The sequence below is a fragment of the Stutzerimonas stutzeri genome (genome assembly GCF_002890895.1).
GTDB classification, from domain to species: domain Bacteria; phylum Pseudomonadota; class Gammaproteobacteria; order Pseudomonadales; family Pseudomonadaceae; genus Stutzerimonas; species Stutzerimonas stutzeri_AB.
Genome location: NZ_POUL01000002.1, coordinates 488,754 through 512,536 on the forward strand (window position 1 = coordinate 488,754; position 23,783 = coordinate 512,536).

Annotated in this window: 17 protein-coding genes; 9 read left to right on the forward strand and 8 right to left on the reverse strand. The window is 60.5% G+C overall.

Translation table 11 applies throughout. From position 1 onward, the window contains the following. Positions 1 to 23: 23 nt before the first annotated feature. The 4 genes from ligA to moaA form a co-directional block, all read right to left on the reverse strand. Positions 24 to 2,390 carry an NAD-dependent DNA ligase LigA gene (gene ligA, locus CXK96_RS05070; protein WP_102835389.1) on the reverse strand — a complete coding sequence of 789 codons (2,367 nt, stop codon included), beginning with the start codon at positions 2,388 to 2,390 and terminating at the stop codon, positions 24 to 26. Between the two features lie 342 nt (positions 2,391 to 2,732). Next, positions 2,733 to 3,554, reverse strand: coding sequence for a cell division protein ZipA (zipA, locus tag CXK96_RS05075; RefSeq protein WP_102835390.1), 822 nt, complete (start codon positions 3,552 to 3,554; stop codon positions 2,733 to 2,735). 180 nt (positions 3,555 to 3,734) lie between these two features. Continuing rightward, complete coding sequence (smc, locus tag CXK96_RS05080; RefSeq protein WP_102835391.1) at positions 3,735 to 7,223, reverse strand: chromosome segregation protein SMC; 3,489 nt, start codon at positions 7,221 to 7,223, stop codon at positions 3,735 to 3,737. Between the two features lie 315 nt (positions 7,224 to 7,538). Further along, positions 7,539 to 8,534 (reverse strand): GTP 3',8-cyclase MoaA, encoded by a 996-nt coding sequence (gene moaA / locus CXK96_RS05085; RefSeq protein ID WP_102835392.1) that lies wholly within the window; start codon positions 8,532 to 8,534, stop codon positions 7,539 to 7,541. Positions 8,535 to 8,768: 234 nt separating this feature from the next. Here moaA and CXK96_RS05090 point away from each other — a divergent pair, with 234 nt between their 5' ends. Then, positions 8,769 to 9,650, forward strand: coding sequence for an ion transporter (locus CXK96_RS05090; RefSeq protein WP_102835393.1), 882 nt, complete (start codon positions 8,769 to 8,771; stop codon positions 9,648 to 9,650). A 118-nt stretch (positions 9,651 to 9,768) separates the two neighbouring features. Continuing rightward, a complete protein-coding gene (locus CXK96_RS05095; protein WP_102835394.1) occupies positions 9,769 to 10,182 on the forward strand; it encodes a CopD family protein in 414 nt (137 codons plus the stop codon). A gap of 74 nt (positions 10,183 to 10,256) precedes the next feature. On the opposite strand, the gene CXK96_RS05100 is transcribed toward CXK96_RS05095, so the two are convergent. Continuing rightward, entirely contained in the window at positions 10,257 to 10,721 is a 465-nt protein-coding gene (locus tag CXK96_RS05100) for a DUF2231 domain-containing protein (protein WP_102835395.1), read from the reverse strand. 144 nt (positions 10,722 to 10,865) lie between these two features. Between CXK96_RS05100 and coxB the strand changes: the two genes are divergently transcribed. From coxB to CXK96_RS05115, 3 genes are read left to right on the forward strand one after another with little or no spacing between them, the layout of a single operon-like run. Then, the gene (coxB, locus tag CXK96_RS05105) at positions 10,866 to 11,759 is read left to right on the forward strand and encodes a cytochrome c oxidase subunit II (RefSeq protein WP_102835514.1); all 894 of its coding nucleotides are present in this window, start codon (positions 10,866 to 10,868) and stop codon (positions 11,757 to 11,759) included. Further along, positions 11,756 to 14,287 (forward strand): cytochrome c oxidase subunit I, encoded by a 2,532-nt coding sequence (gene ctaD / locus CXK96_RS05110; RefSeq protein WP_102835396.1) that lies wholly within the window; start codon positions 11,756 to 11,758, stop codon positions 14,285 to 14,287. The genes coxB and ctaD overlap by 4 nt, the downstream gene beginning before the upstream one ends. Next, entirely contained in the window at positions 14,287 to 14,646 is a 360-nt protein-coding gene (locus tag CXK96_RS05115) for a hypothetical protein (protein WP_102835515.1), read from the forward strand. Before ctaD ends, CXK96_RS05115 begins: the two co-directional genes overlap by 1 nt. Before the next feature lie 25 nt (positions 14,647 to 14,671). Here CXK96_RS05115 and tusA read toward each other — a convergent pair whose 3' ends face one another. Next, a complete protein-coding gene (tusA, locus tag CXK96_RS05120) occupies positions 14,672 to 14,923 on the reverse strand; it encodes a sulfurtransferase TusA (protein WP_102835397.1) in 252 nt (83 codons plus the stop codon). 55 nt (positions 14,924 to 14,978) lie between these two features. Continuing rightward, the gene (gene rlmM / locus CXK96_RS05125; protein WP_102835398.1) at positions 14,979 to 16,028 is read right to left on the reverse strand and encodes a 23S rRNA (cytidine(2498)-2'-O)-methyltransferase RlmM; all 1,050 of its coding nucleotides are present in this window, start codon (positions 16,026 to 16,028) and stop codon (positions 14,979 to 14,981) included. A 302-nt stretch (positions 16,029 to 16,330) separates the two neighbouring features. Here rlmM and acnA point away from each other — a divergent pair, with 302 nt between their 5' ends. Together acnA and CXK96_RS05135 are read left to right on the forward strand one after the other, a co-directional pair. Further along, the gene (acnA, locus tag CXK96_RS05130) at positions 16,331 to 19,006 is read left to right on the forward strand and encodes an aconitate hydratase AcnA (RefSeq protein ID WP_102835399.1); all 2,676 of its coding nucleotides are present in this window, start codon (positions 16,331 to 16,333) and stop codon (positions 19,004 to 19,006) included. Between the two features lie 238 nt (positions 19,007 to 19,244). Further along, a complete protein-coding gene (locus CXK96_RS05135) occupies positions 19,245 to 20,813 on the forward strand; it encodes a methyl-accepting chemotaxis protein (RefSeq protein ID WP_102835400.1) in 1,569 nt (522 codons plus the stop codon). An 86-nt stretch (positions 20,814 to 20,899) separates the two neighbouring features. On the opposite strand, the gene CXK96_RS05140 is transcribed toward CXK96_RS05135, so the two are convergent. After that, entirely contained in the window at positions 20,900 to 21,583 is a 684-nt protein-coding gene (locus CXK96_RS05140) for an alpha/beta family hydrolase (RefSeq protein ID WP_102835401.1), read from the reverse strand. A gap of 83 nt (positions 21,584 to 21,666) precedes the next feature. On the opposite strand from CXK96_RS05140, the gene ccoN reads away from it, so the two are divergent. Both ccoN and ccoO read left to right on the forward strand, forming a co-directional pair. After that, complete coding sequence (ccoN, locus tag CXK96_RS05145; protein ID WP_102835402.1) at positions 21,667 to 23,091, forward strand: cytochrome-c oxidase, cbb3-type subunit I; 1,425 nt, start codon at positions 21,667 to 21,669, stop codon at positions 23,089 to 23,091. Positions 23,092 to 23,102: 11 nt separating this feature from the next. Then, entirely contained in the window at positions 23,103 to 23,714 is a 612-nt protein-coding gene (gene ccoO, locus CXK96_RS05150) for a cytochrome-c oxidase, cbb3-type subunit II (protein WP_102835403.1), read from the forward strand. The last annotated feature ends 69 nt before the right edge of the window (positions 23,715 to 23,783 follow it).

Consider the following 23,783-nt stretch of genomic DNA (forward strand, 5'->3'; position numbering starts at 1 on the left):
ATGCAGCTGGCCCCCTATCACGGTTAACCTTCCAGGCTGGCGAGGCGTTTCAGAAAGGCCTCCTCGTCATCCACTTCCAGTCCCAGTTCGTTGGCCTTTGCCAGCTTGGAGCCGGCACCCGGCCCGGCCACTACGACACTGGTCTTGGCCGAGACTGAGCCTGACACCTTAGCGCCCAGCGCTTCCAGTCTTGCCTTTGCATCGTCGCGGCTCATGCTTTCCAGCGTGCCCGTCAGAACCCAGGTCTGGCCGGCCAGCGGCAAACCCTCCGCAGTCTTGCGCTCACTCTCCCAATGCATGCCGAATTCTTTCAACTGGTCCTCGATGGCGCGCGCTCGCGCGGCATTCGCCGGATCATCGAAATAGTCGCGCAGTGCTCGGGCCGCTTTTTCGTTGAGACGCTCAACCTGACGCAGGTCCAGCCAGTCGGCTTCGATGATGCCGGTCAGGCTGCCGAAACGATCAGCAAGACGCTGGGCACCGGTGGCGGCGATAAACGGGATGTTCAGCCTGTCGAGCAAGCCTGCCATCGTCGCACAGGCAGCAAAGTCAGGATGCACATCCCCCTCCTCCTGCAGCTGAACACCACGCGAGCGCAGCTGCTCGATGACGGACTGGTTATGTTCATCGTCGAAGAAGCTATGAATTTCATGGGCAACTTCCAGGCCGATATCCGGCAGGTAAACCAACACGTCGGGCAGAGCACGACTGATGCGGTCCAGCGAACCCAGGGCACGCGCCAGCAGTTTCGCCGTGCCTTCGCCAACATCAGGGATGCCCAGAGCAAAAACGAAGCGCGCCAGGGACGGCTTGCGGCTGGCGTCGATGGCATTGAGCAGGTTGCGACTCGACACTTCGGCGAAGCCTTCAAGTGCCAACACCTGTTCGAAGTTCAGGCAATAGAGATCTGCCGGGGACCGGACCAACCCGGCATCGACCAGCTGCTCGACGATCTTGTCACCCAGGCCATCGATGTCCATTGCCCGGCGCGAAACGAAATGGATGATCGCCTGCTTGAGCTGCGCCTGACAGGCCAGACGACCAACGCAGCGATAGATCGAACCTTCCGTCACCGACTCGCGCCCTTTGCTGCGTTTGATCAGCTGGGTACGCTCGACGGCCGAGCCGCAAACCGGACACTGCTCCGGCACATGAACGGCACGGGCATGCTCAGGCCGGCGCTCCGGAATGACTCCGAGGATTTGCGGAATCACGTCACCGGCGCGACGGACGATGACCGTATCCCCGATCATGACCCCGAGCCGAGCGACCTCGTCCATGTTGTGCAGCGTTGCGTTGGACACCGTCACCCCAGCAACCTGAACCGGCTGCAGACGCGCAACCGGCGTGATAGCACCGGTACGGCCAACCTGGAATTCCACGTCGAGAAGTTCGGTCACTTCTTCGCGCGCCGGGAATTTATGAGCGATCGCCCAACGCGGTTCACGAGCACGAAAGCCTAGCTCGCGCTGCTGCGCAGTCGAGTTGACTTTGAACACCACGCCGTCAATCTCATAAGGCAGCGCGTCGCGCTTCTCGCCGATGGCATGAAAGTAATCGCGGCACTCCCTAACGCCTTTAGCCAGTTTGAGCTCACGACTGATCGGCAAGCCCCAGCCCTTGAGTGCCTCGAGAATGCCAACGTGGGTACCGGGCAGGTCGCCGTCGCTACGGCCGACCCCATAGGCGCAGAGTTCCAGCGGACGGCTCGCGGTTATCTTCGAATCCAGCTGGCGCAGGCTGCCCGCGGCGGCGTTTCTCGGATTGGCGAACGGCTTGCTGCCCGCCTCCAGTTGACGCGCATTCAGGGCCTCGAAGCCCGCCTTGGGCATGTAGATCTCACCGCGTACTTCCAGTACGTCGGGCCAGCCGTCGCCGTGAAGCTTGAGCGGAATATTGCGCACGGTACGGACGTTGGTACTGATGTCTTCCCCAGTGCTGCCGTCACCACGCGTGGCGCCGCGCACCAATTGGCCATTTTCGTAGAGCAGACTTACCGCCAGGCCGTCGAGCTTCGGCTCGCAGCTGTACTCCAGCTCGACGCCGTCGCCGAAAAGATCGCCTGCCGGCAGGTCCAAGCCTTCGCGAGCGCGACGGTCGAAGTCAATCAGGTCTTGCTCTTCGAAGGCATTACCCAGGCTCAGCATCGGCACTTCATGGCGGACCTGGCCGAATGCTGCCAGCGCCGCGCCGCCTACACGCTGAGTGGGTGAATCCGGGCTCACCAGCTCGGGATGCTCGGCCTCTAGCGTTTTGAGCGCATTGAACAGACGGTCATATTCGGCGTCAAGAACGCTGGGCTCGTCGAGCACGTAATAACGATAATTGTGGGCGTCGATTTCGCTGCGCAGCTCGGCGATGCGTTCTGCGGCGGTCTGGGCGGACGTCATGGTATTGGTGCCATAGCTGCAGGCCGGACCGAACGCAGAAGCAGCGCACCGGCCGACCTTAAGTGAATGTTCTGCGCAGGATTTTAGCCTGTTTGCGTGACGGCATGGAGCGTCGGGCAGCAAGGTGACAGAGGCTTCACCGCTATCTGCAGGTCAGTTTTGCCTTCGAAGACTACGCCGGAGCGACAACCAGAGACATCGTTGGCCGAGATAGCTTCGGTCACCATCCGAGCTAGCGAAGAGGCTTCGTTGGGCTGAAGCCCACCCGCCGGACGGGCTCGGCAGACCAGACGGATAACTGTCCCAGAAACAAAAAACCGCTCCTGGGAGCGGTTTTCTGGATCAACGCTTGGTGGTCATCTGCCGACGCTCATAATCGACAATGCGCTGGCGATAATGCTCGATGGTCTGAGCGGTCAGCACGCTGCGCTGATCGTCCTTGAGCTCGCCGTTGAGCTCCTGTGACAACTTCCGAGCAGCGGCAACCATGACATCGAAAGCTTGCTTCGGATGGCGCGGGCCTGGCAGACCCAGAAAGAAGCTCACGGCTGGGGTAGTAAAGTGGTCGATGTCATCCAGATCGAAAGTGCCAGGTTTGACCGCGTTGGCCATGGAGAACAGCACTTCGCCGTTGCCCGCCATGCTTTCGTGACGATGGAAGATGTCCATCTCACCGAAGCGCAGACCGCTTTCCAGAATATTCTGCAACAGTGCAGGACCACGGAAGCCGTGCGGATCACGCGAGATCACATTGATGACAAGCACTTCCTCGACGGGAGGCAGATCCTGATCGAAATGCTCATTCGATTCCGCCTCTTCGTCCGCTACCGGATCCAGCAGCGTCGGAACAGGAGCATCGTCGCTCGAGAAATGCAGATCGCCCTGCCGCGGCTCGGCGGTACGACGCTTACCGGTTTCGCGCGCGCTCATTGAGGGAAGATCGGTTTCGTCCAGTGAGGGCTCGTTGTTTCGACTCACGACACGCGGCGGGCCCAACAGCTCGTTCGATTCATCTTCATCGGGAAGATTGCTCGCGATGTTGCGGTCCAGCTTGAATTTCAACTTGCCCTTGCTACCGCGCATCCGCCGCCAGCCATCAAAAAGAATGCCGGCGATGACAATGATGCCGATGACGATCAGCCACTCGCGCAGACCGATATCCATTAATGCTTGAACCCCTGAAATCGATGATAAAGACGCAGATTCACAGCCGCTGAACAGGCTCATCTGCGCATCGTAAAAATTGCGCTCTAAACTAGCACGACGAACGGTAGTTTTGCACCGCCCGACACCGCTCTTTTATTGGTCTTCCAACACCTTCCACTGCGCTTGAAACAGCGCCATTCAAGCTTCTACGAGCGCTACCGCCTGCTCCACGTCGACCGCGACCAGCCTTGAACATCCCGGTTCGTGCATGGTCACGCCCATCAGCTGGTCGGCCATTTCCATCGCAATCTTGTTGTGCGTGATGTAAATGAACTGCACCTTCTCTGACATCTCCTTAACCAGCCGCGCATAGCGCCCAACGTTGGCGTCATCCAAAGGCGCATCCACTTCGTCCAACATGCAGAACGGTGCCGGATTGAGTTGAAAGATCGCAAACACCAACGCCAGCGCGGTCAGTGCCTTCTCACCGCCTGACAGCAGATGGATAGTGCTGTTCTTCTTACCCGGCGGACGCGCCATGATCGCCACCCCGGTATCGAGTAAATCTTCCCCGGTAAGTTCCAGATAAGCGTTGCCACCACCGAAAACCTTCGGAAAAAGCGCCTGCAAACCGGAATTGATCTGGTCGAAGGTTTCCTTGAAGCGATTGCGCGTTTCCTTGTCGATCTTGCGGATGACGTTTTCCAGCGTATCAAGTGCTTCAGCCAGGTCGTCGTTCTGCGCATCGAGATAGCGTTTGCGCTCCGATTGCTGCTGGTATTCGTCGATCGCCGCGAGGTTGATCGGGCCAAGGCGCTGGATGCGCGCAGCCAGACGCTCGAGTTCGTCCTCCCACGCCGCCTCGCCGGCCTCGGCAGGCAGCGTCGCCAGAACGCCATGCAGGTCGAAACCATCCTCATGCAACTGGTCCTGTAGCGTCTTGCGCCGGACGCTAAGGGCCTGCCAGTCCATCCGCTGCTGCTCCAGTTGGCCACGCAGCAATTGTGCCTGCTGCTCGGCCTGCGTCCGGCGCTTCTCAGCATCACGCAGCTCGCGATCGGCGTCTTCGAGCGCCAGACGCGCCAGCTTGAGCTCTTCTTCGACGCCCATGCGCCGCTCCAGCAGTTCTTCGAACTTCATGCGCAGCTCTTCAAGCGGCGCCTCGCCCTCCTCCAGATTCAGATTCAGCTGCTCGCGGCGCTCCACGGCGCGTTCGAACTGCTGCTCCAGGCGTTCCAGCGCCTGGCGGATCGAGTCATGCTGGGCCCTCAGCGAGCCAATCCGCACGGCCAGCTGGTGCGCGTGATCCTTGTGCTGGCGGGCGTCCTGGCGAACCCGGTCGAGTTGTTCCCGAATCGTGTCGCGGTTCGCCAGCAATGACTCGCGCTGCTCGGTATCGACGGCCATCGCGTCGAGCGCATCCTGCAACTGCAGCCGCGACTCGCCCAGCTGCTCGGTTTCCAGGGCGCGCTGCTCGGAGAGCTCCAGGAGCTCCTCATCCAGCCGGCGCCGACGCAGGCTCAGCTGCTCCAGCTTGGCCTGGCTGGCCGACAAGCGAGCATTCAATTCGCCTTGCTGACGGGACAGTTCCTGGTGCTGGCGTCGTTGTTGCTCGCGGCGTTCCTCTTGCTCGCGTTGCGCCTCTCGCAGTTGGCCGAGCTTTTCGGCCAACTGATCGAGGCTCGCCTCACAGTCATCACGTTCAGTCTGCAACAGCGCCAGCTCCTGGCTGCGCGCCAACAGCCCGGACTCGGCCTCCCCGGCTCGCTTGACCCTGAGAAAATGCCGACCAACCCAGTAGCCGTCACGGCTGATTAAGCTCTCGCCATCACCGAGTGAGCCACGTGCTGCTAAGGCCTGCTCGAGGTCGTCCACCGGGCGCACCCGCCCCAGCCATGGCGACAGATCGGTCGAGGAGTCGACCTTGTCCAGCAGACTTCCGTCGATCAGGCCGCGTCCCTGTGCGGCACTGACCAGACGCAAGTCGCCCTGTTCGAAGCCACTCATGTCCAGGCCGTCGAAGGTGTCCAGTAGTACCGCCTGCAGATCCGCGCCCAGCACGGTTTCGACGGCCAGCTCCCAGCCCGGCTCGACGCGTAGCCCTTCGGCCAGGCGCGGTCGCTGGTCGAGCGCTCTCTCATGCAGCCAATCGGAAACACCTTTCCCAGGATCCATGGCGGCCTGCTGCAGGGCTTCCAGCGAGGCAATACGGCCATCCATACGCTGCAACTGGCCCAGCGCCTCCTGCTCGGCGCGGCTCGCCTGTTGCAGCTGTTCACGGAGGCCCTCGAGTTGCTGATCGGTCAGCTCCTGTGCCGCAGACAGCTCCTCGAGATTCATCTCGCCGACGGCCAACTGTTCGCTCATCTCGGTAACCATGGCATCTTCCGGATCGCCGGCGAGCAAGCTGAGTTCGTCCTCAAGACGTCGCCGACGCTCGGCCAGCCGCTCCAGGCTCTGTTCAAGCTGCTGGATACGCGACTGCTCGACCTCCGCCGTTCGGCGCGGTTCGGCGCTCTGCTGGTTGAACCGCTCCCACTGGTCTTGCCAGTGCTGCATGGTTGTCTCGGATTCTTCGAGCTGGGCGGCAGTCTCTTCAGCGGCCGCGCCTGCGATCTCTTGCTCCGGCTCGAGCATGGCCAGCTCTTCACCAAGGGTGGCGAGCACGGTCCGGTCGTGCCCCAGATGAGATTCGGTTTCCAGTCGGGCCCGCTCAGCCTCTCGCAGATCGTCCTGCAGCTGACGCAAACGCTGTTGGCCATGCTGGATGCTCTGCTCGACGCGTGCGATATCACCGCCGACCGAATAGAAGCGCCCCTGAACGAGGTTGAAGCGCTCCGACAGTTCGTGGTGGCCGTCGCGCAGACGCTCGATGCTGGCGTCGGCATTGCGTTGCTCAGCAATCAGCGCTTCGAAGCTGACCTCTTGGTCGCCGATCACCTGCTCGCGCTGACCCACCTGAGCATTCAGCGTTTGCCAGCGCAGTGCCGTCAGCTGGGCCTTCAGCTGGCGCTCCTCGGCTTTGTACTCCTGATACTTCTCCGCCGACTGCGCCTGGCGATGCAGGCGTTCCAGCTGGCGCTCGAGCTCTTCGCGCAGATCGGTCAGGCGAGCCAGGTTTTCATGGGTTCGGCGAATACGATTTTCAGTTTCGCGGCGGCGCTCCTTGTACTTGGAGATACCGGCCGCCTCTTCGATGAAGTTGCGCAGGTCTTCCGGCTTGGCCTCGATCAGCTTGGAGATCATGCCTTGCTCGATGATCGAGTAGCTGCGTGGCCCCAGCCCGGTGCCCAGGAAGATATCGGTGATGTCGCGGCGACGACATTTCACGCCATTGAGGAAGTAGGTGTTCTGTGCATCACGGGTCACCCGGCGACGGATCGAGATCTCCGCGAACGCCGCGTACTCGCCGAGCAGCGTGCCGTCCGAATTATCGAAGATCAACTCGATGCTGGCCTGCGTCACTGGCTTGCGTGTGTTCGAGCCATTGAAGATGACGTCTGTCATCGACTCGCCACGCAGGTTTTTAGCCGAACTCTCGCCCATGACCCAGCGTACGGCATCGATGATATTGGACTTGCCACAACCGTTCGGGCCGACCACTGCCGCCATGTTGCTGGGGAAACTTACCGTGGTGGGATCGACGAAGGATTTGAAACCGGCGAGCTTGATGCTTTTCAGACGCATTGAGGCCTATCCGTGGCAATCGGTACGTGAGCCGGAGCGTCGTATTCACCGTGGGCTTGATGGGTTTCCCGGGGCATTGCTGGAGTCGTCTGGGCGGTCGGCCGCGCAGTTTATCACGACGACAAGCGGGCCTCTCAGGGCCCGTAGCACAAAGCGAAAACGTGTGTGGGGAGGTCAGAAATGACAGGTTTGACCGCGAGCCAATGGCCGGCAGTGGTTAGCCATTATCGAAGGGAAAAGCCGCTACCACGCCACGACTGAACTGACATCGATGGCGTGAGGAACGGGCGACATCCTTCACAAAGGATGCTGGCGCTAGCCGCCCGTCATGCTCATGAACCGCACAACCTGGACCTGTTCATCAGTCCGGAATTCATGTTTCTCAGGCTTGAGCTGCAGCGCATCGACCAACGCCTGGCGCAGCCGTTCGCTGTCGCCGGGGTAGCGACGCATCAAGGTCTTGAGATCCAGCGCGCCTTCATGCCCGAGGCAGAGCACCAGCTTGCCTTCGGCGGTCACCCGCACCCGGTTGCAACTGCCGCAAAAGTTGTTGCTATGAGGCGAGATGAAGCCCACCTGGGTGTCACTGCCGGCCACTTGCCAATACCGCGAGGGACCGCCGGTGGTGTGGCTGCTTCGTATCAGCTGATGGCCGACTTCGATACGCTCACGGACCTCCTCGCTGGAGCAGAACGTAATCTCACGCTCATGGCTGGAGACATTGCCCAACGGCATCTCCTCGATAAAGCTGATATCCAGCCCGCGCTCGACGGCGAAATTCACCAGATCCAGCACTTCATCGCCGTTACGGCCCTTCTGAATCACGCTATTGAGCTTGATTCGCTCGAAACCGGCATTACGTGCAGCATCGATACCGGCGACCACCTGTTCGAGCATGTCGCGGCGCGTGAGCTCGGCGAAGCGTTCACGCTTGAGTGAATCCAGGCTGACATTCAGACGCTTGACGCCAGCCTCGCGAAGCACCGGTGCAAGTGTCGGCAGCTGCGAACCGTTGGTTGTGATTGCCAGATCCTCCAATTCTTCACGCGCACCCAGTCGACTCAACAGGCTCGGCAACCCCTTGCGCACCAGCGGCTCTCCACCCGTCACACGGATACGCTTGACGCCCAGACTGATAAAGGCGTCAGCCACGGCATAGAGCTCTTCCAGCGTGAGGATCTGAGCACGCGGAGCGAAGACCATGTCCTCACTCATGCAGTACGTGCACCGGAAATCGCAACGGTCGGTGACAGACAATCTGAGGTAGGTGATGCGTCGGCCGAATGGGTCGACCAACTTCGAATCTGGCATTTCGCTCTCCAGCGGTTTGATGCGCAAGACTAAGACTATTACTGAACGCCAGACGTAGCAAAGGCTGCGAGCTGAATGGTAGACCCGAGGTATCCGGGCACGATTCAGCGAGATTGAACTTTAGCCTGCCGGAGCGCCTTGATATGGCTACAAACAAGGCCCCCTTGCAACGATCCTTTTGCCTGCGGATCGAACTCGGGGATACTTCGCGCTCGAGTTTTGCCGGGAGCCCACATGGACAACGACGCCCTCCAGTCGATGAACTGGCGAGAACGCCTCTATATCATCATTTTTTTTACCAATACGCCGGCCGGTAAGCGCTTCGATACCTGGTTATTGGTGGTCATCTTCGCCAGCCTCGTAGTGGTGATGCTGGACAGCGTAGCGCTGTACAGCGAGCGCTACGGCGGATTACTGGACGGTCTGGAATGGTTGTTCACCGGCGTTTTCCTGATCGAGTACCTGATCCGGATCTACTGTCATCCCGAGCCGCGCAAATACATTTTCAGCTTCTATGGTGCGATCGATCTGCTTTCGGTCGTCCCGGCTTTCATTGCCCTGCTGCTGCCAGACGCTGAGTATTTACTGGTAGTACGTGCGATCCGAATGCTGCGCGTCTTCCGCGTGCTCAAACTTACCCAGTACCTGAGTCAGGCCAACTTTCTGATGGTCGCGCTGCGAGGCAGCAAGCAGAAAATCATCGTCTTTCTGCTCAGCGTCAGCACGCTGGTATTGGTTTTTGGCACCTTGATGTACGTGATCGAAGGGCCATCGAGGGGCTTTACCAGCATTCCGATCAGTATTTACTGGGCAATCGTGACCATCACGACGGTGGGGTTCGGCGACATCGTTCCCCACACTACGCTGGGCAAGGCGGTTGCCAGCCTGGTGATGATCACCGGTTATTCGATCATCGCGGTGCCCACCGGCATTTTTACCGCGGAGCTGGCCACCGCCATGCGCGCCGACAGCCTTCAGCAGCGCTGCCCGACCTGCGAAAAGCTGAGCCACGAACCAAACGCGGCCTTTTGCAGCCGCTGTGGCACTCACCTGTTCAAACGCAGTGAGCCTGAGCCCGACGAGGAGCAGGATCCGCCTAAGCAGCAGAGCGACTGAGGCAGCGCTGCGCTCGCGACTTGGATCCTCTTCCATACGCTTCCATTGCGAGCTCCGAACCCCCCCGGCAAGCGGCTGTCACAACATCTGACTTGCCGCGGGCTGGACGGAGACATGCATGCCCTTGCTCAAACTGGTGCACTTCGCGGGCTTGCTCTGCTGGTGCGGCACCCTGCTCTACCTGCCTGCGCTGATTGCAGCAGGTACTCGACGCAGTGACCCACTTTTCTATCGTGACCATGCGCATCTGACGCGCATGGTGTTCAACCTGATCGGCACGCCAGCGGCGCTGGTCGCCATTGGTTCGGGTACAGCGCTTTTCCTGAGCCAGGGTCTCGTGGCCGGCTGGTTGATCGTCAAGCTCAGCACCGTGGCCGGGATGGTGCTCTGCCACACCCTGTGTGGCGTGCTGGTACTGCATATCGAACGGGCGCCTGAGCAGAGCGTGAGCATCCGTTGTCGTTTCCTTGGAGCAGTTGCCGCAACGTTCATCACCGCGACGCTTTGGCTGGTGCTGGCAAAACCTTTCTAGCCCGTGCCCCGAACCGCTCGATCACTTCGAAGATGCCCATGACCGAACGATCCCAAGCCCCGTATTTTTCTGATTCAGACCTTGTCCAGGTCGACCCCGACAGCATGCTCGTAGACCAGCCGGCCGCCGAGATACGCCGCGAGGGAAATCAACACGGCGGTGATTGCCGAAAGGTACAGCGCCCACAGCTGCATGCTCTGGGCGTCGTTCTGGTAGCGCAGCAGCCAGTTCAGCGAAGCCAGAGACAGCATCATTACGGCGAGAATCGCATGACACCAGGCAGTGATCTTGTGGCGAATCTCGCGCACGGTCACCAAATCGATCAGTCCGAAGATGCTGGCGATCCAGCCACCCAGGGCGCCCACGCCGGACAGCCACAGGCCGGCACGCCACCAGAAATCATCCAACGTCCAGAGGTGTGCGAGATCAACCGGCAGCAAGCCGGTCAGTGCGGCGACCGGAAAATGGATCAACATCGGGTGCAGCGGGTGGCCGGCTATCGCAGCGCGGCTGTGGATGGAATCTCTGTATCGGGCCATTGGGCGCTCCGGCAGCATTTGTCGGGGGTAGGCCACCGCGCAAAACGAGCCGGCGACCTTTTGAAATGGACCACGCTGGCGCTGGCAGTTCCTTTACTGAGTGGCTGTGGCGGTCCGCTGTCGTCGCTCAACCCAGCCAGTCCCATGGCGCGCCAGATATCTCATGTCTGGTGGGGCATGTTTGCCTTCGCCACGCTGGTGCTGGTCGCAGTCAGCGCGATATGGATCTATGCGCTGGCACGCAAGCCGCGGGAAACCAGCGAGGAAACGGCGCTCAAGATCAATCGCCGCTGGGTCATTGGCGGCGGCATCGTACTGCCGAGTCTGAGCATCGTTGTCTTGCTGATTTTCGGCATACCTACCGGGCGCAGCATGATGCCCCTGCCGGTCGAAGGTCAGCAGCCGCTGGAGGTAGAGGTTACTGGCCACCAATGGTGGTGGGAGGTGCACTACCCCGAGAGCGGTGTCACCACGGCGAACCAGCTGATCATCCCGGCCGGACGACTGATAGACGTGAATGTCACCAGCGCCGATGTCATCCATTCGTTCTGGATTCCGAGACTCGGCGGAAAAATGGACATGATCCCTGGGCGTACCAATGTCATCCGTCTGCAAGCAGGCCATACCGGCGTCTTTCACGGCCAGTGTTCGGAATTCTGCGGGTTGCAGCATGCGCACATGAAACTGCATGTCGAGGCGCTGGACGAAGCCGGTTTCGATCAATGGATCGCCGTGCGGGAGAATCTCACTATCAAGCAACGCGCCCCTGGCGACGCCGGTCGGGTGTTCGATGAGCGCTGCGGTCAATGCCACCGCGTCGCGGGCATCAGCAACGGCACTCGTGCGCCGGACCTCACCGACCTCGCCACACGGCCAACCCTCGGCGCGGGGGTGCTCGACAACAACCATGACGGGCTGCGGCAGTGGCTACGTGACCACAAGACGCTCAAATTCGGCAACGGCATGCCCGCGCATGACGACGTTCCGCCGCAAACACTCGATCAGATTGCCGACTGGCTGGAGACGCTCGCTCCATGACTCAACTCGACCAAAGCAGCAAGCCCAGCACGCATCCGGATCAGCTACGCGACCAGTTCAACGACGTCTGGGGCAACCCGCGCGGCTGGCGCGCGCTGACTATCGTCAACCACACCACGATTGGTCTGCGCTTTCTGGTCACGGGAGCCGTGTTCTTCCTCATCGGCGGGCTGATGGCGATGCTTATCCGCACCCAGCTCGCCCTGCCCGGCTATGTATTGATGGAGCCTGAGGTGTACAACCAGGTCTTCACCATGCATGGCTCGGTGATGATGTTCCTGTTCGCCGTACCGATGATGGAGGGGCTGGCGGTCTACCTGATCCCAAAGATGATCGGCGCGCGAGACCTGATCTTTCCGCGCCTCTCGTCACTTGGCTATTTCTGCTACCTGTTCGGCGGCATCATCCTGCTGTCCAGCGTGTTTCTCGGCGTCGCCCCCAAGGCGGGCTGGTTCATGTACACCCCGCTGTCGAGCTCGGCGCACATGCCTGGCGTCAACTCCGACTTCTGGCTGCTCGGCATCACCTTCGTCGAGATCTCCGCAGTCAGTGCCGGTGTCGAGCTGGTGGTTTCTATCCTGCGCACCCGAACCAACGGCATGGCGCTGCACAAGATGCCGCTGTATGCCTGGTACATCCTGGTGATGGCGCTGATGATCGTGTTCGGCTTCCCTCCGCTGATCCTGGGCAGCATTTTGCTGGAGCTGGAGCGCGCTGCCGGCATGCCATTTTTCGATTCAGCCAAGGGCGGCGATCCGGTGCTTTGGCAGCACCTGTTCTGGCTGTTCGGCCATCCAGAGGTGTACATCATCTTCCTGCCCGGAGCCGGCATCGTTTCCACCTTGCTGCCCGTGTTCTGTCAGCGGCCACTGGTGGGGTATCGGTGGGTGGTGCTCGGCGTACTGACCACCGGATTCCTGAGCTTCGGGCTGTGGGTGCACCACATGTTCACCGTCGGCATTCCAGCACTGGCGCTGGGGTTCTTTTCCGCGGCGAGCATGCTCGTGGCGATACCCACCGGGGTACAGATCTTTGCCTGGATCGCAACGTTATGGCTGGGTAAACCGGTCTATCACGTGCCGATGCTCTGGTTGGTGGGCTTCCTGATCGTGTTCGTCTGTGGCGGCCTGACCGGGGTGATGGTGGCGCTGGTGCCCTTCGACTGGCAGGTGCATGACACCCACTTCATCGTCGCGCACATGCATTACGTGCTTGTGGGCGGCATGTTCTTCCCCCTGATGGCCGGGCTTTACTACTGGCTGCCGCACTTTTCCGGCCGCATGCCCTCGGTGCGCCTGGGCCGTTGGGGCTTCTGGCTGGTATTCATTGGTTTCAACACAACTTTCCTGATCATGCACTGGACCGGTCTGATCGGAATGCCACGGCGGGTTTACACCTACGACACCGGGCTTGGTTGGGACATGCCTAACCTGATTTCTTCGATCGGCAGCTTCATCATGGCCATCGGCATCGGTACCATCCTGCTGGATATCGTCCTGCACTTCCGCTTCGGCCAGCCCGCAAAAACCAACCCCTGGAATGCTGACACGTTGGAATGGGGTACCGCCCTGCCCCCGAGCCCTTATAACTTCGTCAGCCTGCCGGACATTACCGACCGTCATCCGCTGTGGAAGGATCCGGACCTGCCCAACAGCATCGCCCGCGCCGAGCATTCGCTGAAGGCCATCGATCATGGCCGGCGCGAAACCTGGGGCTCAGACCCGCTGACTGGCAAGGTTCGCGAAATCATCCATCTGCCTGGCAACAGCTGGTGGCCGTTCGTGGCTTCGGTGTTTCTGGCGGTGCTCTGCCTGAGCCTGCTGAACAAGTTTTACTGGGTCGCTTTGATTGCGACGGTCGTCACCTTGCTCGTGCTGTTTCGCTGGTCCTGGGAAAACGGTGCACACCCTGCCGCAGCACCTGACGCGCAGACACAGCCCGGCGAGCCCCCACTGCACTCGCGCACCTTTGACGGCCCCGGCCTCTGGGGAATGGGCGTGACCCTGCTGGCCAATGGCACCCTTTACCTGTCGTTGCTGTTCGGCTGGTTCTACCTGTGGACGGTTTCACCGGAATGGATGGTACCGGAGCACTCCGACCTGAACGGCTGGCTGATGTTTGCCAGCGCAGTAGTGCTCAGCGCTGGGACGCTGTGGATGCGCCTGGTGCCCGGCCGGCTGCGGCGGGGAAGCGGCGGACAGCTGATGCTCAATCTCGCTGCGATCACGGCGATCGGTGCCGTGCAATGGGCGATGTTGCTGTGGCTGCTGCTAACGGCCAACCTAAGGGTGACCGAGACGGCGCACGACGCGGTGGTCTTCGTGATTCTTGCCTACGGGCTGATTCACTGCGGGCTGGCCACCATCCTCACGCTGCTGCAGACGCTGCGGGTGATGTACGGCTACGTGGGTGACAAGGCGCCCTACGAGGTGGTGGTCGTCGAACAGCTCTGGTACTACAACCTCGGCGTGATCTGGAGCGCCTATGCCGCGATTGTCCTGTTCCCGACTGCATGGGGAGCTGCCTGATGAAGTACAACCGCACATCGGTCTTCCACCCCATTCAGATTCCGTTCGGGCTGACCATCTGGGGTCTCTGGTTCGCCATCATGTATGGCTCGCACGCGGTGGTCTGCTCGATCGCCCCGCCAGACCCGAACCTTGGGGTCTTCAATTGGCTGAATGCGAGCTTCGGGCTGTTCACGGTACTGGTGATCGTGCTGCTGCTCTGGCTAGGACGCCGGACCTGGAAGCTGTCTCATGAACCGAACGATTTCAATGAACGCCAGGTTTTCGTGATCAAGGTGTCGTCCGGGATTCACTTCATCGCGGCGTTGGCGACGGTTTTCGTTGGCATGCAGCTGGTGTTTTTGCCTCCCTGCATCTGAACCAGACGCCCAACATTGCGGGCGTCTAGTCGAGCTTTTTGCGTATCCAGTACAGGTAGGTGCCCTCGTCGGCCTGCTGGTCGACCAGTTCATGACCCAGAAACACGCAGAACTTGGGAATATCCCGCTGGGTCGACGGATCGGTTGCGATAACTTTCAGGACCTCGCCCGCGGGCAGATCGCGCACCTTGTTATGCAGCATCATGACTGGCTCAGGGCAGTTGAGGCCGCTGGCATCAAGCAGTGCGTCGGCGGACAGTTCGGTAGATCGAGACATTACAGGCTCCACAAAAACAGGGACGGTTTTGATGCGCAGATAAACAGGCGTGGGTCTACAGCCGACGCAGGTGGCAAGTCACTTCCTCACGGTCGTGGTATAGCTGCTTGCAGCCGATGCTGGCCTTCACCCCTCGTTCGGCAAGCCCGTCGGCGATGCGTTCCAACAGCCGCTTTACTTCGGCATAGCGTTGTTTCATTGGCAGCTTCAGGTTGACCACAGCTTCACGACACAAGCCTTCGCCGATCCAGGTTTCAAGCAGCGCAGCATTTTTTGCCGGCTTTTCGACGATATCGCAAACCATCCAGTTCACCGGGCGCTTGGGGCGAAAGGCGAAGCCATCGGCGCGGTAATGACCAACCAGACCGGACTCGAGCAGCTCCTCGTTCATCGGCCCATTGTCCACAGCCATTACTTCGATGTCGCGATTGACCAGCTGCCAGGTCCAGCCGCCCGGCGAGGCGCCGAGGTCGACCGCCGTCATGCCGGGAGCCAGCCGCTCATCCCATTGCTCGCGGGGGATGAAATGGTGCCACGCCTCCTCGAGCTTCAGGGTCGAGCGGCTCGGCGCCTGGCGAGGAAACTTCAGCCGGGGAATCCCCATCGGCCACATGGCACTGTTCTCTGCTTCAGCGAGCCCAACAAAGACCTCACGACCGCTCTTGAACGTGAGCAACAGGCGGGGACCATGGCCGCCCTCCTTCAGCCTGCCGGCTTTTTCCAGCGCGTTGCGCAACGGCGCCTCGAACTTGCGGCAGAAGTTCGACAGCTCTTTGCCGTCATTGGTATCTAACACTTCCAGCCACAGACTGCTGCACACCGGCATGGATTTCAGCTGATCGAGCAATACACCGATCCGATCGGTTTCCGGGAGCGCCAGCCATTCCCCGCGCGCCCACTGCCGGGGAAATATAAGCCGTGCGAAACGCGCGCCGCGCATCAGGCGTTCCGGCCCTGCCGCGTCGTTGCAGATGAACTCGGCGCACGCACTGTCAGCTTTGGCTTTGGCGTAGCCGGCGACATCGAGGCGAGCTGCCTGGTCACTGATTTCAGCGCAGACCTCGTTCTCGAACCCGGGGCGGCAATGCAGCAGCAATGTATTCATGGTACGAACCCTATAAGCGGCGCAAAGCGCATCGGCGCCGCCCCTACTACAAAAGCCGCACATGATAGCCGAGTGGGGAACCACGGGCTTGCTGGTTCGGTCCAGTGAACAGTTGCAGGAGTCGTTTGCGCCCCGGCAAGCAGCGCCTTTACGCCGCTGCGAACACGCTGTCGCGGCTCGACTCTCGCACTTCGCCATAACGATTGGCGGCCAGTTTCGTGGCGAATCACTTCGCCAGAGGCTAGGTTCCAAGAACGCTCCCGACTCAATCAGCCCGGCCGTGCGGGCACAAGGAGAGACGAATGCCATCCCTGGACAGCCTGAATTGCCGTCGCAGTCTCGACGTGAACGGCAAGACCTACCACTACTACAGCCTCCCGGAAGCCGCGACGCAGTTGGGCGACATCAGCCGACTGCCCACGTCGCTGAAGGTACTGCTGGAAAACCTGCTGCGCTGGGAAGATGGCGCCACCGTTCGTGCCGATGACTTCAACTCACTGGCCGTGTGGCTGAAGACACACACCTCCGAACGCGAGATTCAATATCGCCCCGCGCGGGTGTTGATGCAGGACTTTACTGGCGTACCCGCGGTTGTCGACCTGACGGCCATGCGTGACGCGGTCTCTCGTGCCGGTGCCGATCCACAGCGCATCAATCCGTTGTCGCCGGTCGATCTGGTGATCGACCACTCGGTGATGGTGGACCGTTTCGGCACGGACAAAGCGTTCGAGCAGAACGTCGACATCGAGATGCAACGCAACGGGGAGCGCTACGAGTTTCTGCGCTGGGGTCAGCAAGCATTCGACAATTTCCGCGTGGTGCCGCCGGGTACCGGCATCTGTCACCAGGTCAACCTGGAATATCTGGGGCAGGTTGTCTGGACCAAGGAAGAGAACGGCGAAACCATTGCCTACCCCGACACCCTGGTCGGTACTGACTCGCATACCACGATGATCAACGGTCTTGGCGTGCTGGGCTGGGGCGTCGGCGGCATCGAAGCGGAGGCCGCGATGCTCGGCCAACCGGTCTCGATGCTGATCCCGGAAGTGATCGGCATGCGCATGACTGGCAAGCTCAACGAAGGCGTGACCGCCACCGATCTGGTGCTGACCGTGACCCAGATTCTGCGTAAGCACGGTGTGGTGGGCAAGTTCGTCGAGTTCTTCGGCCCCGGTCTGGATCACCTTCCACTGGCCGATCGCGCGACCATCGGCAACATGGCACCGGAATACGGTGCGACCTGCGGCTTCTTCCCGGTCGATCAGGTGACCATCGATTACCTGCGCCTGACCGGACGTGACGAAGACCGTATCGCGCTGGTCGAGGCCTACAGCAAAGCCCAGGGCATGTGGCGCGACACCAACTCGCCGGACCCTGTTTTTACAGCCACCCTGGAGTTGGACCTCGCCGAGGTCAAGCCATCCCTGGCCGGCCCCAAGCGCCCACAGGATCGCGTATCGCTTGAGGATATCGGCGCCAACTTCGACCTGTTGCTGGAAACCAGTGGCAAGGCTCAGCAAGCCGCAAGCTCGGTCCCGGTGGCCGGCGAAGACTACGGCCTCAAACACGGCGCGGTCGTGATTGCAGCCATTACTTCCTGCACAAACACCTCCAACCCGAACGTGCTAATGGCTGCCGGTCTGGTGGCGAAGAAGGCACTCGAGCGTGGCCTCAAGCGCGCGCCGTGGGTGAAGTCATCCTTAGCGCCGGGCTCCAAGGTCGTCACCGACTACCTCGAGCGCGCCGGATTGACCACCTACCTCGATCAACTGGGCTTCAACCTCGTCGGCTATGGCTGCACAACCTGCATCGGTAACTCCGGGCCACTTCCTGATGCCATCGGCCAGGCGATCACCGATAACGACCTGGTGGTGTCCTCTGTACTCTCGGGCAACCGTAACTTCGAAGGTCGCGTGCATCCGCTGGTCAAGGCCAACTGGCTGGCATCGCCGCCGTTGGTGGTGGCCTTTGCGCTGGCTGGGACCACGCGGATCAACATGGAGAAAGATCCGCTGGGCTATGACGAGCAGAACCAGCCCGTTTACCTCAAGGACATCTGGCCGACCAGCGCCGAGGTGAACGAGGCAGTCAGCAAGATCGACGGGCAGATGTTCCGCACCCGCTACGCCGATGTATTCAGCGGCGATGAGCATTGGCAGTCCATTGCGGTCACCGCTGGCGACACCTACAAATGGAACAACAGTTCCAGCTATGTGCAGAACCCACCCTTCTTCGAGGACATCGGGCAACCCCTGACGCCACCGAAGGATGTTGAGAACGCGCGAGTCCTTGCGGTATTTGGTGACTCCATCACCACGGACCACATCTCTCCGGCCGGCAACATCAAGGCCAGCTCCCCTGCTGGCGTCTATCTGCAGGAGCTGGGCGTACAGCCGGAGGACTTCAACTCCTATGGTTCACGCCGCGGTAATCACGAAGTCATGATGCGCGGCACTTTCGCCAACATCCGTATCAAGAACGAGATGCTCGGCGGCGAAGAAGGCGGCAACACCCTGTATCAGCCAAGTGGCGAACGGATGTCCATCTATGACGCTGCGATGCGTTACCAGGCGGAGGCTGTGCCCCTGGTCGTCATCGCGGGCAAAGAGTACGGCACCGGCTCCAGCCGCGACTGGGCCGCGAAAGGCGCCAATCTGCTAGGGGTGAAAGCCGTTATTGCCGAGAGCTTTGAGCGAATCCACCGTTCGAACCTGATTGGCATGGGCGTTCTGGCGCTGCAGTTCGTCGGCGACCAGACCCGGCAGTCGCTGGGGCTGACCGGAAACGAGAAGCTGTCGATCCGCGGCCTGGGCGCCGATATCAAGCCACGCCAGCTGCTGACAGTCGATCTGGAACGTGCCGACGGTGGCCGCGACAGCTTTCAGGTGCTCTGCCGCATCGACACGCTCAACGAGGTTGAGTACTTCAAAGCCGGCGGTATTTTGCATTACGTGCTGCGCCAGTTGATCGAGGGCTAATAGACAGGAACAGTCATCGCTTCAATGAAGGCCCGCTGCAGCACATCTGCAGCGGGCTTTTTTTGTGCTGCCATTTATCCACTGTCGCTTAAGTCTTTGGAAAATCAGCCGTTACGATGCCAAGCACAACGGTCGTGAACTTGGCGTCAAAATGCCATCATTCCCAGAGCCGCAGAATTTGCGGACTGACTGAACACAATAAGTGGCCATGGCCACCCCGACTTGCCAGGCGTATTGCATGCGAAACAACCAGCCCGTTACTCAACGTGAATATGCGTTTCCCGATCAGCAGAGATTGATTTCCACCACTGACCTGACCGGCAAGATTACTTATTGCAACGACATCTTTGCTGAGGTCAGTGGCTTTGAACGCAGTGAGCTGATCGGCGCACCACATAACCTGATACGCCATCCAGACGTCCCTTCGGCGGTGTTCGACCATATGTGGGCCACACTCAAGGACGGCAAGCCCTGGATGGGCATCGTCAAGAACCGCCGCAACAACGGCGATCACTATTGGGTCAACGCGTACGTCACGCCGGTGCTGGATGCTCAGCGCAAGGTCATCGGATATGAGTCGGTTCGCACCAAGCCAACCCGCGAGCAGGTCGGGCGTGCGGAAGCGCTCTATGCTCGGCTAAACGCGGGGAAAAGTGGGGTTCCCCAGCGCGACAAGTGGCTCCCAACCGTGGTCAATTGGCTGCCCTTTATCGTCATCAGCCAGATTGGCTTCCTGATCGGCGCTTGGCACGACCACGGCTGGGGGTTCGCGCTCGCCGCTCTGCTATCGATCCCCCTTGGTCTGATCGGTCGTCACTGGCAGATGCGCGGGATGCAGCGATTGCTCGGCCTGGCTCAGCAGTCAACCAGTGATCCGCTGATCGCTAGAATGTATACCGACAGCCACGGCGCCGAGGCACAGCTGGAAATGGCCCTGCTCAGCGAGCATGCACGACTCAAGACATGCCTGACCCGCCTGCAGGACAGCGCCGTGCAACTGCAGCAGCAGGCCAAGCGGGCGGATAACTTGGCCCATAGCTGCTCTGATGGATTGTCGCGCCAGCATCACGAGACCGAGCAGGTCGCTGCCGCAATCACGCAGATGGCCGCCACCACCCAGGAGGTCGCCAGCAACGTCGCCCTTGCAGCGGAGGCCACCGAACAAGCCAACCAGCTCACTGCTCAGGGTCGGCAGATCAGCTCGCAGACGCGCAAGGCCATCGAACTACTGGCCGCGGCCGTTACCGAAACCGGCGACGCGGTGTCCGCACTGGCACAGAACAGTAATGAAATTGGCACCGTAGTTGATGTGATCAAGAGCATTGCCGACCAGACCAACCTGCTGGCACTGAACGCAGCCATCGAAGCCGCGCGAGCGGGTGAAAGCGGTCGCGGCTTCGCTGTGGTGGCTGACGAGGTCCGGCAACTGGCTCAGCGCGCGGCATCCGCCACGGGACAGATTCATCAGCTGATCGAAAAGCTGCAGCAGCAGGCGCGCCAGGCCGTGGAAACCACTGAGCAAGGCCGAAGCCAGGCGAGCCGCGGCGTAGAGCGCGTTATTGACGCCGACGGGGCACTGACCGGCATCAGCGAGGCGGTGGGCCGTATTATCGACATGACCGCGCAGATCGCTTCCGCAACCGAGCAGCAAAGCGCAGTGGCTGACGAAATCAGCCAGAACGTTGGCAATATCGCTCGCCTTGCTGACCAAACCTCTGGCGATGCACAGAGCTCGGCGCTGCTTTCCGAAGACCTGGCGGCGACTGCTCAGTCGCAGTACAGCCTGGTAGAGCGCTTCAACCGCTAACTAAAGCCTCATCTCAGTATTGTTGAGGCCACCAAGCATGCCCGCTTACCGCGTCACGGTAGCGGGCATTTTGGGTTTGATCGAGCCTAAAGGCTGCCGAGGAATGCCGCGATTGCGTCCGCAGCCTTGTCCAGAGACTGCTCGTGGGTAAAGCCTGAGCGTTTCAGTGGCTTGAGATCATGGTCGGCCGCCATCAGCCAATCGAGGCGAATCGCCGGCGACAGGGAGTAGCCGGCGACAGTGTCTCGGTTACCCAGGGCATCGCGCTCCCCCTGAATAATCAGCGTCGGTGTTCGCAGCTCTGCCAGGTGCGCCACTCGTGGTTTTTCCGGCTTGCCCACGGCATGAAACGGATAGCCCAAACATACCAGCGCATCAACCGCGAGCTCGTCAGCCAACATGCTCGCCATTCGCCCGCCCATCGACTTGCCACCGATCGCCAATCGCCCTGCGGTTTGCTGTCGCACCGTTCGATAAACTGCCCGCCATTGCTGAAGCAACTGCGCCTGTGGATTTGGCGGACGCTTGCGTTCATCGATGCGCCTGCGGGCCATATAGGCAAACTCGAAACGAAAGACCGCCACGCCCCGCGCCACCAGCCGTTCAGTCATCTGCTCCATGAACGGGCTGTCCATCGGAGCCCCGGCTCCATGTGCCAGGATCAGGCTCGCGCAAACCGCCCCCTTTGGTTGATCACGCCGGACGAATGGAATTTCCTCGCCCTGTGAGTATTGACCGGCGTCAATACCGGCCATTTGCCCAGTGCCCATCCTTGCCCCCGCTTTCTATTGAAAGAAATCTCTGCTCACCGCAACAGAAAAACATGCTCATTACCGTGGATGGAAGCCCATACATGAACACAGCAACCAGTACCGCCTATGACTACAAGGTGGTCCGCCAATTTGCCATCATGACGGTGGTGTGGGGAATCGTCGGGATGGGGCTCGGCGTTTTCATCGCAGCACAATTGGCCTGGCCATTTCTCAACTTTGACCTCCCATGGACCAGTTTCGGTCGTCTACGCCCATTGCACACCAACGCGGTGATCTTCGCCTTCGGCGGCTGTGCATTGTTCGCGACGTCTTACTATTCGGTCCAGCGCACTTGTCAGACCACTCTGTTCGCACCCAAGCTGGCTGCGTTCACCTTCTGGGGTTGGCAACTGGTCATCCTGCTGGCCGCGATCTCTCTGCCGCTGGGCTTTACCAGTTCCAAGGAATACGCCGAACTGGAATGGCCGATCGATATCCTGATCACCATCGTCTGGGTGTCCTACGCGGTCGTGTTCTTCGGCACCCTGGCCACGCGCAAGGTCAAGCACATCTACGTCGGCAACTGGTTCTTCGGCGCCTTCATCCTGACCGTGGCGATCCTGCATCTCGTCAACAACCTGGAAGTCCCGGTCACAGCAATGAAGTCCTACTCGGTGTATGCCGGTGCGACCGATGCGATGGTCCAGTGGTGGTACGGCCATAACGCCGTAGGGTTCTTCCTCACTGCAGGCTTCCTCGGGATCATGTACTACTTCGTGCCCAAGCAGGCCGAACGTCCCGTGTATTCGTATCGTCTGTCGATCGTCCACTTCTGGGCACTGATCACCGTCTACATCTGGGCCGGTCCACACCACCTGCACTACACCGCACTGCCGGACTGGGCGCAGTCGCTGGGCATGGTGATGTCGCTGATTCTGCTGGCGCCAAGCTGGGGTGGCATGATCAACGGCATGATGACGCTTTCCGGGGCCTGGCATAAGTTGCGCAGCGACCCGATCCTGCGCTTCCTGGTCGTATCTTTGGCGTTCTATGGCATGTCTACCTTCGAAGGTCCGATGATGGCCATCAAGACCGTCAACGCACTGTCCCACTACACCGACTGGACCATCGGTCACGTTCATGCCGGTGCGCTCGGCTGGGTAGCCATGGTCTCCATCGGTGCGCTCTATCACCTGATTCCGAAAGTGTTCGGTCGTGTCCAGATGCACAGCATCGGCCTGATCAACGCGCACTTCTGGCTCGCCACCATCGGCACCGTGCTCTACATCGCCTCGATGTGGGTCAACGGCATCGCTCAGGGCCTTATGTGGCGTGCGATCAACGAAGACGGCACCCTCACCTACTCCTTCGTCGAAGCGCTTGAAGCCAGTCATCCGGGCTTTGTGGTACGCATGATCGGTGGTGCGATCTTCTTCACCGGCATGTTGCTGATGGCCTACAACACCTGGCGCACCGTACAGGCCGCCAAGCCGGCCGAATACGAAGCCGCCGCGCAGATCGCCTGAGGAGCAGACTGATGAAGAAGCACGAAATACTCGAGAAAAACGTCGGCCTGCTGACTCTGTTCATGATTCTGGCAGTGAGCATCGGCGGTCTGACACAGATCGTTCCGCTGTTCTTTCAGGACGTGGTCAACGAGCCGGTAGAAGGCATGAAGCCTTACACCGCGCTGCAGCTGGAAGGCCGTGACATCTACATCCGTGAAGGCTGCGTCGGCTGTCACTCGCAGATGATCCGTCCGTTCCGTGCTGAGACCGAGCGTTATGGACACTACTCGGTGGCGGGTGAAAGCGTGTACGACCACCCGTTCCTGTGGGGCTCCAAGCGTACCGGTCCGGACCTGGCCCGCGTCGGCGGCCGTTACTCCGATGACTGGCACCGTGCGCACCTCTACAACCCGCGCAACGTCGTGCCTGAATCGAAGATGCCGTCCTATCCATGGTTGGTTGAGGACACCCTTGACGGCCAGGACACCGCCACCAAGATGAAAGCGCTGCGCACCGTCGGCGTGCCGTACAGCGACGAGGACATCGCCACTGCGGGAGACGCTGTCAAGGGCAAGACCGAGATGGACGCTCTGGTGGCCTACCTGCAGGTGCTCGGTACCGCGCTGCAGAACAAGCGCTGAGATCGACGGCAAGCTATCGAGAACGACGCGCTGCAGCGCAGCCGTCAGGGAACCAACATCGCGGGCAGC